We start from the raw sequence: 11,908 nt of genomic DNA, 5'->3' as shown, positions 1-11,908 counted from the left end.
CCGGATAAGCGCTCGCGCTATCCGGCATTTCAGTTAACGCGTAATATTCCACCCGCGCGCTTTCCACAATTCAGGCAACTGTGCCAGATCGGTAAACGTCGTCACTTTGGGGTGATCGATCGGTTTATTGTGCGGATCGGCGCAGAAGTAGAACACCTCCATTCCCGCGGCAATCCCTGACTGCGCGCCTGCACTGGAATCATCCACCAGAATGCAGTTCTCCACGTTAACGTTCATCGCTTTCGCCGCATGGAACATTAGCGCCGGATCGGGCTTCCAGCGCTGAATATCGTAGCCGCTGAACAGTAAATCCGGGAAATGATGCAACATGCCCAGTTTGCCCAACGAGTGCTGCATTTTGCTGACCGGTCCATTAGACACCACGCACATGGGCACAGCCATGCTGTCCAGCAGCGCATTGGCCCCCTTAATCACCTCCAGTTCAGTATCGAACAGGCGTGCGACCTCAGCGCGGTAAACCGGTTCTAAATCGGCTTTTGCCAGTTCGACACCGTGCTCTTCGTTGATAATGTCGATGATTTCGTAGAGCTTTACCCCTTTGAAGCGCTTAAAAATCTCTTCAAGATCGAGCGTAATGCCAAACGCCTGGAACATGCTGACATACGCGCGGGAACAAATTACTTCACTGTCGACAAGGGTACCGTCACAGTCAAAAAATACGGCTTCTATCTGGGACATGTCATTTCCATTTTAACAAGTTTAACGTTTACGTAATGCAGAATGCGGTGACGCAATCGTTGCCGTATAAGCAAAATCAATGAAAAAAGTTGCTCATAACCCAACCCTATTGTCGCATTTTGGTATAGGATAGCGACGAATTTTCCCTCCTTGTTCGGAAATTGATAATGAGTCAACAACACACAACCCAGGCTTCTGGCCAGGGGATGCTGGAACGCGTGTTCAAACTGCGCGAACATGGCACGACGGCGCGGACCGAAGTGATCGCCGGTTTCACCACATTCCTGACGATGGTGTACATCGTTTTTGTTAACCCGCAAATTCTTGGCGTTGCTGGCATGGATACCAGCGCAGTCTTCGTTACCACCTGTCTGATTGCTGCATTTGGTAGCATCCTGATGGGCCTGTTTGCCAACCTGCCGGTTGCGCTTGCGCCTGCGATGGGGCTGAACGCATTCTTCGCCTTCGTGGTTGTCGGGGCGATGGGACTGTCATGGCAGATTGGTATGGGCGCTATCTTCTGGGGCGCGATTGGTCTGCTGTTGTTGACGATTTTCCGCGTGCGTTACTGGATGATCGCCAATATTCCGGTCAGCCTGCGCGTGGGCATCACCAGCGGTATCGGCCTGTTCATCGGCATGATGGGGCTGAAAAACGCCGGCGTTATCGTGGCGAATAAAGATACGCTGGTTTCCATCGGAAATCTGACTTCCCACAGCGTACTGCTGGGCGTACTGGGCTTCTTTATCATCGCGATTCTGGCTTCCCGCAACATTCACGCGGCGGTGCTGGTCTCCATCATCGTTACCACGCTGCTGGGATGGTTGCTGGGCGATGTCCACTACAACGGTATCGTTTCTGCGCCGCCGAGCGTTATGTCGGTGATTGGGCATGTTGATCTGGCGGGTTCGTTTAACATTGGCCTGGCGGGCGTTATTTTCTCTTTCATGCTGGTTAACCTGTTCGACTCCTCCGGTACGCTGATTGGCGTGACCGATAAAGCCGGACTGGCAGATGCCAAAGGTAAGTTCCCGCGCATGAAACAGGCGCTGTTTGTGGATAGCGTATCGTCTGTTACTGGTGCATTTATCGGTACGTCTTCTGTTACCGCGTATATTGAATCCTCTTCCGGGGTTTCTGTCGGCGGGCGTACCGGCCTGACGGCAGTTGTTGTCGGCTTGTTGTTCCTGCTGGTTATCTTCCTGTCGCCGCTGGCGGGAATGGTACCGGGCTATGCGGCTGCCGGTGCGCTGATTTATGTTGGCGTACTGATGACGTCCAGCCTGTCGCGCGTGAAGTGGGATGACCTGACAGAAGCGGTTCCGGCCTTTATTACTGCGGTAATGATGCCGTTTAGCTTCTCCATTACCGAAGGTATCGCGCTGGGCTTTATTTCCTACTGCGTGATGAAAATCGGTACCGGGCGTTTCCGCGATCTCAGCCCATGCGTCATTGTTGTCGCACTGCTGTTTATCCTGAAGATTGTGTTTATCGACGCGCACTAAGCGTTGCTGACACGGCCTTAGAAAAAGAAGCCCGGCATATCTCTTGCCGGGCTTTTTCTTTTACGCTTTAACCCGCTGAATATAATCGCCAAATGCGGTTAGCTGGCCAGTCAGATGGTCCAGCGTACTTTGGTCGATCACTTCTCCCGTTTGCGGGTCTACTTTGTTCTGAATGACGCCGCCCATAAATTCCGGCTTGTTCATCACCATCGCATCAAGGAATACCAGAATCTGGCGCAGGTGGTACTGACAACGCGCACCGCCGATACCGCCCATTGAGCTGGTTTGAATCAGAACCGGTTTACCCGCCAGCGGCTGGTCGGGCAGGCGAGACAGCCAGTCGATGGCATTCTTTAACCCACCCGGAACAGAGTAGTTATATTCCGGCGTCACGATAACCACGCCATCCGCTTTCCTGATTTGTTCCGCCAGCGCTTCTACGCTTGCCGGAAAACCGTCTTCCTGCTGGAGGTCTGCGTCGTACAGTGGGATGTCGCCAATGGACGGTAACGCATTAACTTCCATGCCCGCAGGGGCTATTTTTGGCAGCGTACGGGCAACCATTCCATTAAATGAACCTTTGCGCAGGCTCCCCAGTAACGTAACAACATTCAATGTTTCAGACATGGTTACTCCTGTTTCATCATGAAGGTTAAATCAGCTAACCGTATGGCTCTTTGCGGCAGATAATTGAGAAAACCGGATCAGGCGCCCCGTCGGCTCATTGGCGCGAGTCTGGATATCGGGCAAACTTTTCCAGTCCTGTTTACCATCAAACTCCCAAACCTTGAGCTTTTCAATGGTTGGCGAGACCGCGACCGACCACACCAGTACATCTTCCGCATCGCAAAGGGCTTCAATCTGCGCGACATGAGCGCATTTCAGACGTCCCGCACCAGGTAATAGCTGGAGTTCGCGTGGATCGTCGTTACACACATCGCCGGTGAGTTTAAGTACGCTCTGGCGCAGAGTAATCAGCTGCGCGCGTGCTTCAGCGGGATCGCTTTGATTGTTGATCCACAGATTTTCGTTGCTGGAAAAATGATACGTTTCCGTCACATGTGGATGATGAAAACCGCGGGTTGCTCGCTGAAGTTCCATATCCAGGCCGCATGTCCCTTCCGTTGTCAGTGCGACGCCGACGATATTCCCGGCATAGGAAATAGAAAAGCCTGGCAGGTTTTTATCGCGAAAGACGGGCTTACCCTTGGCCTCAATAATAATTTCTGGCAGTGTCTGGATGCCGTACAGCATAAACATCAGTTCAGCCAGAAGGCTTCTGGAGGCCAGGAAACGTGTTTGGCGGTGACTGGGTAAGCTTCTTGCTTCAATGTGACATGGAGTGGGGAGGCGAACTGAAACCAGGTGTCCCTCCGTAAGAATCCCTCTGGCAAAATGTGTCGCCATTTTTCGCTCCGTGATTAATGGTCCGTAATTATTATCAGAGTAACATTTACACGGCCTATAGGTAGGCTTTGCTGGGCAAAAAACAGGCAAAAACGGCAGGCATTACGTGACATTTACATTTCTGTCGCAAATGTGGTTAATTTAACGCCAGTTTTGGTGAGGGATCGTCAGGACATATCGCGATAAAGTTTTTTTATCGTCTCTTTTAGCCAGACGATCTTCGGATTGTGGCTGTTGCGTTTGTGCCAAAGGAGGGTGAACGGCACGCGCATTTTTTCCCGTTGTGCAGCCTCAAATGGCAGAGGACGCGACACTAACGGAAGCTGGTGGAGCTGATTATAACGCTGGCAATAAAGCGGAGCGGTCGCTATCAACGCATGATCCGGCTGCGCGGCCATAAACAGCGACTGCTCAAAACCCGGCAGACTCAGAGCAATCGTGCGCTCGCGTCCCATCTCCTGAAGAACATCATCCAGCGCCCAGGTATCGCTTTGCTCCCAACTGATGCTGATATGGGGATAGCGCAGGAATGTCTCCAGGTTCCACTCTTCCTGCAACGCCGGGTGATCCTCACGCAGCCAGACGCAGGGAAGATCGGAAAACAGGACCTCGTAATCGATCGATAATGGCAGCAGGCTCAGTAGTTCGCGTGAGCGCGGATGACTTTCGCGGCCGGTAAAACCGATATCAACCTCACCGCGAATAATCGCGTCCAGCGAATCGTAATCCCAGTTGCGCACTTTGATCGTCGCCTGTGGATAACGCTGATAGATCTGCTGTGAGAGCGCGTTGAACATGATCATCACCAGCGGCGTTTCGGCGACCAGATCAAACTTCAACCCACGGGGAGATTCGTGATGCGGTTTATCGAGCAGTTGGTTGCCCATCTGCATCCACTCCGCCAGGTTTTGCTCCATGCTGACCATCAGCGGTGTCGGCGTCAGCCCCAGCGGGGTATTTACAAACAGCGGATCGTCAAACCAGACTCTCAGTTTCGACAGCGACTTACTGACCGCCGACGGGGTGACGTTCATCCGTTTGGCGGTTTTGGTTACGCTGCGCTCCTGCATCAGGAGCTGCAGGCAGAGCAGTAAATTAAGATCGAGGCTGCTGAGGGATTTCTTCATGAGTTGGTGTGGACCGGTCGGGAGCAACAGTGATAATCAGCATGATGCTTACTATGCTACAACCAATCAGAATCCCGATCAGCATATTCAGCGAATCGAGGCCAAGGATAGCCGCCAGCCAAATCCACAGTGAGGAACCGCAAACCTGGGCAATCCCTAACGTGGAGCTGGCTACGCCAGCACGCAGCGAGAAGGGGCCCAGTGCCTGGCTCATGGCGACGCCAAACCCAACCGAGAATCCCGCGCAGATCAAGGTCAACCCGAACAGGGTGAGCGCGTGCGTATTGGCGAGCGTTAACACGACGCCTGCGGCGAGGAAAAGCGCCTGTGAGGTTAGCATCAGAGTGCGAGGTTTAAACAGGCTCAGCGCAAACGGTGTGGAAAATGAGACCGCCATACTGATACCTGCGGTCATTGCCATCGTGGTGGCGTACTCACCGCGGTCGAAACCCATCACTTCCATCAGCAGCACAGGTGACGTATTCACAAAGGTGAGTATGACCGACACGCTGAGGGTGGTAATCGCCAGGCGACTCAGGAAAAAGCGGTTTATCAGTGACTCCGCGCGTGGGGCGCTTCCGGCCGACGTCAGGAGCGTTGCCGGACGCGATTCTCGCAGGATAAACACCGACAACAGGCAAACAGCCACCCCCATGCCGATCATCGTGTAGAACAGGCTCTGCCAGGGGTATTTGAGCATAATCAGATGACCCATCACCGGAGCCAGTACCGGCACGATACAGGTGATACCGTTCAATAGTGATAACACCTTTGCCCGGCGGCGGTCATCGAGCGTATCCCGCAGTATTGCAAACGCCACCACGTAACAGCAGCCCGCTCCCACGCCCTGAATAAAACGTCCTACCAGGAATGGCGTACCGCTCTCGGCAAATGAACACAGGGCAGAAGCGAAAATAAAGATGAGAGCGCCTACAATCGCCACCGGTTTTCGCCCTGACTGATCGGCAACTTTACCCGCGAACAACATCGCTGTTGCCATCCCGGCAAGGTAAACGGAGAACGCGATATGTAGCTGTGCTTCGCTGGCATTCAGATCGGCGGCAATTCGCGGTAATCCCACCAGATACATATCGATTCCGGCTGGATAGAGTAAAACAAGGGCAAAGCTGCAGATTAGAAAGCGTGTCATAGCGACCTCATGGTGAGTGTGGCGCTAAGAATACGGGGAGAGAGTCAGTCGTGCGAGTTGCCATTTGGACAACAGTGATTTCCTGAAAGGAAATCACATATTGCCGGATGCCATAGACCCGGTAAGCATCGTGCTACCGGGTCAGACACCGTTATTTACCGATACAGAAGCTGGAGAAAATTCTGCCCAGCAGATCGTCGGAAGTAAACTCCCCGGTAATTTCGCTGAGGTTTTGCTGCGCCAGGCGTAGCTCTTCTGCCAGCAATTCTCCCGCCCACGCGCCCAGCAGCTGAGCTTTACCTTGCTGGAGATGTTCTGCTGCTTCAGCCAGTGCCTGCAGGTGTCGACGACGAGCCAGGAAACCGCCTTCCATATTGGTTTCAAAACCCATGCTCTGCTTGAGATGGTTGCGTAGCACGTCCACACCTTCGCCGGTGCGCGCGGAGAGGCGAACCAGTGAGTGGCCATTTACTTCGCTAAGGCCCAGCGTTTCACCGGTGATATCCGCTTTGTTACGCACGACGGTGATCGGTAGTTTCGCTGGCAGACGCGCAATAAAGTCTGGCCAGATGTCAGCCGGGTCAACGGCATCTGTGGTGGTGCCATCAACCATAAACAGTACGCGGTCGGCCTGTTCGATCTCCTGCCAGGCGCGTTCGATACCAATACGCTCCACTTCGTCACTGGCGTCGCGCAGACCGGCGGTATCGATGATGTGCAGCGGCATCCCGTCAATGTGTATGTGTTCGCGCAGGACGTCACGGGTGGTGCCGGCGATATCGGTGACGATTGCCGCTTCACGTCCCGCCAGCGCGTTCAGCAGGCTTGATTTACCTGCGTTTGGACGTCCGGCAATCACCACCTTCATCCCTTCACGCAGCAGGCTGCCCTGGCGTGCTTCGGCACGTACGGCATCAAGGTCGGTGATGACGTTATTGAGTTGCGCTTCGATTTTGCCGTCGGACAAGAAATCGATCTCCTCATCCGGGAAATCAATCGCGGCTTCCACGTAGATGCGCAGGTGAGTGAGTGCTTCCACAAGGTGATTTACACGAGCGGAAAACGCGCCTTGCAGAGAGTTCAGCGCCGAGCGCGCAGCTTGTTCCGAGCTGGCATCGATCAGGTCGGCTATCGCTTCAGCCTGGGCTAAATCCAGTTTATCGTTGAGAAACGCGCGCTCAGAGAACTCGCCGGGTCTGGCAATACGCAGGCCGGGAATCGTCAGAATTCGTTTTAACAGCAGATCAAGAATGACCGGACCGCCGTGACCCTGAAGCTCTAAAACGTCTTCACCGGTAAAGGAGTTGGGGCCGGGAAACCACAGGGCAATCCCCTGATCCAGCGCGCTGCCATCCGCATCTTTAAATGGCAGATAGTCGGCATAACGCGGTTTTGGCAGTTTGCCCAGTACGGTTTCGGCGACCTCACGTGCTTTAAGGCCAGAGATACGCAGAATACCCACACCACCACGTCCCGGTGGGGTGGCCTGAGCGACGATGGTGTCGTTATGGCTCATGATATGTCTCTTCGTCATGCAATAAAAAAGGCGGTCATCTGACCGCCCTTTACTTTATGTTCCGTTTGCCGGATGGCGGCTTCGCCTAATCCGGCTTACACCGAATCAGGAGCTTTTCTTCTCGCGGCTATGCAGGCCACGTTTCTCCAGACCACGGTAAATCAGCTGCTGCTGGATGATGGTTACCAGGTTGCTGACGATATAGTACAGCACCAGACCTGACGGGAACCACAGGAAGAACACGGTGAAGATGACCGGCATAAAGGTCATGATCTTCTGCTGCATCGGGTCGGTCACGGTAGTCGGAGACATCTTCTGAATGAAGAACATCGTCACGCCCATCAGGATCGGCAGGATGTAGTACGGGTCCTGTGCAGACAGGTCATGGATCCACAGAGCGAACGGCGCATGACGCAGTTCAATGGAGCCCATCAGCATATAGTACAGTGCAAGGAAGATTGGCATCTGGATGATCAGCGGGAAGCAGCCGCCCAGCGGGTTAACCTTCTCGGCTTTGTACAGGGCCATCATTTCCTGGCTCTGACGCTGTTTGTCATCGCCCAGACGCTCACGCATTGCCTGAATCTTCGGCTGCAGCATACGCATCTTCGCCATGGAGGTGTACTGCGCTTTAGTCAGCGGGTACATGATGCCACGAACGATAAAGGTGATAACGATGATGGAGAAGCCCCAGTTACCCAGGAAGCTATGAATCCACTTCAGCAGTTTAAACAGCGGCTGAGAGATGAACCATAACCAGCCGTAGTCCACGGTCAGATCCAGGTGCGGTGCAACGGCCGCCATTTTGTCCTGAATTTCCGGGCCAACCCACAGGGTGCTGGTCATCGCGCCTGTCTGGCCTGGCTGTACCAGTACCGGCTGAGATTTATAGCCGATAGCGGCAATGCCGTTACCCAGATTAGCGGTATAGAAGTTATTGGTGCCGTCGTTACGCGGAACCCATGCCGTTGCGAAATACTGTTGCAACATTGCTACCCAGCCGCCTTTAGCGTTGACGTTCAGGTTTTCGTTCTCAGCAATGGTGTCGAACTTGTATTTCTCATACTTCTCATCAGGCGTGGAGTACGCCGCGCCACGGAAGGTGTGCAACGCAAAGTTGCTGCTACCAGTGTCACGATGAGTTGGCAGATTGATGGATTGCTTCAGCTGACCAAAGGTGGAGACTTCCAGCGGTTTCTCGCCGGCGTTCTGCACGCTGTAGTTAACGTTGACAGCATATTCACCACGCTTGAGAACAAACGTTTTGGTGAAAGTGTTACCCGCTGCGTCAGTATAGGTCATCGGTATCTGCAGTTCGTTCTGACCGTCAGCCAGTACAAAAGCGTCTTTATCGACGTTGTACAGCGGACGCGGGCCGTTAGCCGGGTTATCCGGGCCATCACGACCTGTCAGGCCACTCTGTGCCTGGTAGATGAACTGTGGCGTGGTTTCCAGTAACTGGAACGGTTCGGTTGAACCCAGTTCTTTCGGGTAAGCTGGCAGTGAAGCCTGTTCCACATCACCACCACGGGTGTTAATGGTCAGATCAAGCACGTCAGTCTTAACCGTAATCAGTTTCCCCTGGCCACTGGCCGGTACGCCCTGGTCGGCGGCGCTACCCGCTGCGGTGGTCGTTGTCTGCGTGGTCTGTTGAGCTTGAGGTTGAGGATTTTTATCCTGCTCCCAGGCTTGCCAGATCATGAAAGACACGAACAGCAAAGCGATGACTAAAAGATTGCGTTGCGAATCCATCGTTAGTGTTCTCTGGTATTAAATGGTCCGGGCGGGACGGGATCGTCACCACCAGGGTGTAAAGGGTGGCATTTTAATACGCGTTTCACCGTCAACCAACTGCCTTTTATCACTCCAAACCTGCGCAATGCCTCAATTCCGTAGCTTGAACACGTTGGAGTGAAACGGCAATGCGGCCCAAGCAGCGGACTGATCAGGCGTTGATAAACCCGAATGAGGGCTATCAGGACCCGCGAGCCAGGCGACAATGGCGACGCCATAATTTTTCCAACGCTTCCGAGAGAGCACGGTTATCGAGATCGGCAACCCCTTTTTTTGCCACCACCACGAAATCCATCGCTGGAAGTTCGTGCTGACGAAGACGAAAACTTTCACGCGTCAGACGTTTAATCCGATTGCGTTCATGTGCGCGTCGAACGTTTTTCTTGGCGACTGTAAGACCGATACGGGGATGCCCCAGCGAATTCAGGCGGCCGAGGATGGTGATTTGCGGCGTGCCAGCCCGTTGTGGCTGCTGGAAGACGAATGTGAAATGAGTGGGAGTTAACAAACGTAACTCCCTGGGAAATGCGAGCTTAACCACTCAGGGGCTAGCTTTTATTACTTAGAAACGGTCAGACGAGAACGGCCTTTAGCACGACGACGTGCCAGAACCTGACGACCATTTTTATTAGCCATACGAGCACGGAAGCCGTGAGAACGGTTGCGCTTCAGTACAGACGGTTGAAAAGTGCGTTTCATGGCGATTTCTACCTAAACTTGAATAAATTCACTGACTTTTGCGTATACCCGAACGAATATCGAACGACTTACGCCACAGTGTGGGTGATTAAAGAGGCCGGATTGTAATAATTGTACACTCCGGAGTCAATTCTCTTTCCTTATTTCCCGCTTTTTTCCGCAGGGTTTCGCGTAAAAAACAGGCAGCGTTGATGTCGTTAGACGACCGTTATCCGCTGGGGGTAAGAATTATACGGGCTGTCAGATAAAGCGCAAGGATCGCTCGGGATCTTTATTAGATCGTTTAAGCTGTAAAGTGTCTTTTCTCATTAATTTTTTCAATATGCGCGCGAAAACCTGCAGCACTTCGCCAGGATCGTTTACACTTAGCCGATTCTGGATCATCCTGTGGATAAATCGGGAAGAATCTGTGAGAAACAGAAGATCTCTTTCTCAGTTTACGCTATGATCCGCGGTCCTGATCGTTTCAACGGATCCTGATCGGGTAAAAATTGCAGATAGCAATTCGCACGTCACCCTTTGCATAGGGTCTTGTCGATGTGCGTCAACAATCATGAATGTTTCAGCCTTTGTCATTTATCGACTTTTGTTCGAGTGGAGTCCGCCGTGTCACTTTCGCTTTGGCAGCAGTGTCTTGCCCGATTGCAGGATGAGTTACCAGCCACAGAATTCAGTATGTGGATACGCCCGTTGCAGGCGGAACTGAGCGATAACACGCTGGCTTTGTATGCGCCAAACCGTTTCGTGCTCGATTGGGTAAGGGACAAATACCTTAATAATATTAATGGATTGCTGAATAACTTCTGTGGCGCGGATGCCCCACAGTTGCGCTTTGACGTGGGAACCAAACCGGTCACGCAAACGCTGAAGACGCCGGTAAGTCATGTTGTGGCGCCTGCGCATGTGGCGCAACACGTGCAGCCACAGCGTACCGCGCCAGCAGCACGTCCTGGCTGGGATAACGTCCCGGCACCTGCAGAACCGACCTACCGCTCTAACGTCAACGTCAAGCACACGTTTGATAACTTCGTTGAAGGTAAATCTAACCAACTGGCGCGCGCGGCGGCACGTCAGGTGGCAGACAATCCTGGCGGCGCCTACAATCCTTTATTCCTTTATGGTGGTACGGGTCTGGGTAAAACCCACCTGTTACACGCTGTCGGTAACGGGATTATGGCGCGTAAGCCGAATGCGAAAGTGGTGTATATGCACTCCGAGCGTTTTGTACAGGATATGGTTAAAGCCCTACAAAACAATGCGATCGAAGAGTTTAAACGCTACTACCGTTCCGTTGATGCGTTGCTGATCGACGATATTCAATTCTTTGCCAACAAAGAACGTTCGCAGGAAGAGTTTTTCCACACCTTTAATGCGCTGCTGGAAGGTAATCAGCAGATCATTTTGACGTCGGATCGCTATCCAAAAGAGATCAATGGTGTTGAAGATCGTCTGAAATCCCGCTTCGGTTGGGGGCTCACCGTCGCGATCGAACCGCCTGAGCTGGAAACACGCGTGGCGATCCTGATGAAGAAAGCGGACGAAAATGACATTCGCCTGCCGGGTGAAGTGGCGTTCTTTATTGCCAAGCGTCTACGCTCTAACGTGCGTGAGCTGGAAGGCGCACTGAACCGTGTGATCGCCAATGCCAACTTTACCGGCCGGGCGATCACGATCGACTTTGTGCGTGAAGCCTTGCGCGATCTGCTGGCATTGCAGGAAAAACTGGTCACCATCGATAATATTCAAAAGACGGTGGCGGAGTATTACAAAATCAAAATTGCGGATCTGCTTTCTAAGCGTCGATCTCGCTCGGTAGCTCGTCCGCGTCAGATGGCGATGGCGCTGGCAAAAGAGCTCACCAACCACAGTTTGCCGGAAATTGGCGACGCGTTTGGTGGCCGTGACCATACTACCGTGCTTCATGCCTGTCGCAAGATTGAGCAGTTGCGTGAAGAAAGCCATGATATTAAAGAAGATTTCTCCAATTTAATCAGAACATTATCTTCGTGAC

General features: G+C 53.0%; 12 protein-coding genes. 2 read left to right on the top strand and 10 right to left on the bottom strand.

The features are described 5' to 3' along the window. Positions 1-33: 33 nt before the first annotated feature. Positions 34-699: a 6-phosphogluconate phosphatase gene (gene yieH / locus N7268_RS05290; protein ID WP_260862030.1), complete on the bottom strand. Its 666-nt coding sequence runs from the start codon at positions 697-699 to the stop codon at positions 34-36. Positions 700-866: 167 nt separating this feature from the next. Here yieH and adeP point away from each other — a divergent pair, with 167 nt between their 5' ends. Beyond that, positions 867-2,204: an NCS2 family permease gene (adeP, locus tag N7268_RS05285; protein WP_198906853.1), complete on the top strand. Its 1,338-nt coding sequence runs from the start codon at positions 867-869 to the stop codon at positions 2,202-2,204. Between the two features lie 60 nt (positions 2,205-2,264). Here the strand turns inward: adeP and N7268_RS05280 are convergent, their stop codons facing one another. The 9 genes from N7268_RS05280 to rpmH form a co-directional block, all read right to left on the bottom strand. Beyond that, complete coding sequence (locus tag N7268_RS05280; RefSeq protein WP_260862029.1) at positions 2,265-2,831, bottom strand: NADPH-dependent FMN reductase; 567 nt, start codon at positions 2,829-2,831, stop codon at positions 2,265-2,267. Between the two features lie 30 nt (positions 2,832-2,861). Then, positions 2,862-3,611 carry a 4'-phosphopantetheinyl transferase family protein gene (locus tag N7268_RS05275; protein ID WP_260862028.1) on the bottom strand — a complete coding sequence of 250 codons (750 nt, stop codon included), beginning with the start codon at positions 3,609-3,611 and terminating at the stop codon, positions 2,862-2,864. A 167-nt stretch (positions 3,612-3,778) separates the two neighbouring features. Continuing rightward, entirely contained in the window at positions 3,779-4,738 is a 960-nt protein-coding gene (gene yidZ / locus N7268_RS05270) for an HTH-type transcriptional regulator YidZ (RefSeq protein WP_260862027.1), read from the bottom strand. Next, positions 4,707-5,888 carry an MFS transporter gene (locus N7268_RS05265; RefSeq protein WP_260862025.1) on the bottom strand — a complete coding sequence of 394 codons (1,182 nt, stop codon included), beginning with the start codon at positions 5,886-5,888 and terminating at the stop codon, positions 4,707-4,709. Before N7268_RS05265 ends, yidZ begins: the two co-directional genes overlap by 32 nt. Positions 5,889-6,039: 151 nt before the next feature. Then, positions 6,040-7,404, bottom strand: coding sequence for a tRNA uridine-5-carboxymethylaminomethyl(34) synthesis GTPase MnmE (mnmE, locus tag N7268_RS05260; RefSeq protein ID WP_260862024.1), 1,365 nt, complete (start codon positions 7,402-7,404; stop codon positions 6,040-6,042). A gap of 105 nt (positions 7,405-7,509) precedes the next feature. Further along, entirely contained in the window at positions 7,510-9,156 is a 1,647-nt protein-coding gene (gene yidC, locus N7268_RS05255; protein ID WP_260862023.1) for a membrane protein insertase YidC, read from the bottom strand. 2 nt (positions 9,157-9,158) lie between these two features. Continuing rightward, entirely contained in the window at positions 9,159-9,416 is a 258-nt protein-coding gene (gene yidD, locus N7268_RS05250) for a membrane protein insertion efficiency factor YidD (protein ID WP_198906860.1), read from the bottom strand. After that, the gene (rnpA, locus tag N7268_RS05245; RefSeq protein ID WP_045448963.1) at positions 9,380-9,739 is read right to left on the bottom strand and encodes a ribonuclease P protein component; all 360 of its coding nucleotides are present in this window, start codon (positions 9,737-9,739) and stop codon (positions 9,380-9,382) included. Before rnpA ends, yidD begins: the two co-directional genes overlap by 37 nt. Before the next feature lie 17 nt (positions 9,740-9,756). Beyond that, positions 9,757-9,897 (bottom strand): 50S ribosomal protein L34, encoded by a 141-nt coding sequence (rpmH, locus tag N7268_RS05240; protein WP_003023858.1) that lies wholly within the window; start codon positions 9,895-9,897, stop codon positions 9,757-9,759. 606 nt (positions 9,898-10,503) lie between these two features. Between rpmH and dnaA the strand changes: the two genes are divergently transcribed. Further along, the gene (dnaA, locus tag N7268_RS05235; RefSeq protein WP_260862022.1) at positions 10,504-11,907 is read left to right on the top strand and encodes a chromosomal replication initiator protein DnaA; all 1,404 of its coding nucleotides are present in this window, start codon (positions 10,504-10,506) and stop codon (positions 11,905-11,907) included. The last annotated feature ends 1 nt before the right edge of the window (position 11,908 follow it).

Source organism: Citrobacter sp. Marseille-Q6884 (assembly GCF_945906775.1).
Classification (GTDB): Bacteria; Pseudomonadota; Gammaproteobacteria; order Enterobacterales; family Enterobacteriaceae; genus Citrobacter.
Note: the sequence above shows the minus strand (reverse complement) of the source record. Positions and strands in the feature narration are given on the sequence as shown.

Excerpts from the sequence above, each read along its gene's own strand:
- yieH (WP_260862030.1), bottom strand. The coding sequence starts at position 699 with ATGTCCCAGATAGAAGCCGTATTTTTTGACTGTGACGGTACCCTTGTC.
- adeP (WP_198906853.1), top strand. The coding sequence starts at position 867 with ATGAGTCAACAACACACAACCCAGGCTTCTGGCCAGGGGATGCTGGAA.
- N7268_RS05280 (WP_260862029.1), bottom strand. The coding sequence starts at position 2,831 with ATGTCTGAAACATTGAATGTTGTTACGTTACTGGGGAGCCTGCGCAAA.
- N7268_RS05275 (WP_260862028.1), bottom strand. The coding sequence starts at position 3,611 with ATGGCGACACATTTTGCCAGAGGGATTCTTACGGAGGGACACCTGGTT.
- yidZ (WP_260862027.1), bottom strand. The coding sequence starts at position 4,738 with ATGAAGAAATCCCTCAGCAGCCTCGATCTTAATTTACTGCTCTGCCTG.
- N7268_RS05265 (WP_260862025.1), bottom strand. The coding sequence starts at position 5,888 with ATGACACGCTTTCTAATCTGCAGCTTTGCCCTTGTTTTACTCTATCCA.
- mnmE (WP_260862024.1), bottom strand. The coding sequence starts at position 7,404 with ATGAGCCATAACGACACCATCGTCGCTCAGGCCACCCCACCGGGACGT.
- yidC (WP_260862023.1), bottom strand. The coding sequence starts at position 9,156 with ATGGATTCGCAACGCAATCTTTTAGTCATCGCTTTGCTGTTCGTGTCT.
- yidD (WP_198906860.1), bottom strand. The coding sequence starts at position 9,416 with ATGGCGTCGCCATTGTCGCCTGGCTCGCGGGTCCTGATAGCCCTCATT.
- rpmH (WP_003023858.1), bottom strand. The coding sequence starts at position 9,897 with ATGAAACGCACTTTTCAACCGTCTGTACTGAAGCGCAACCGTTCTCAC.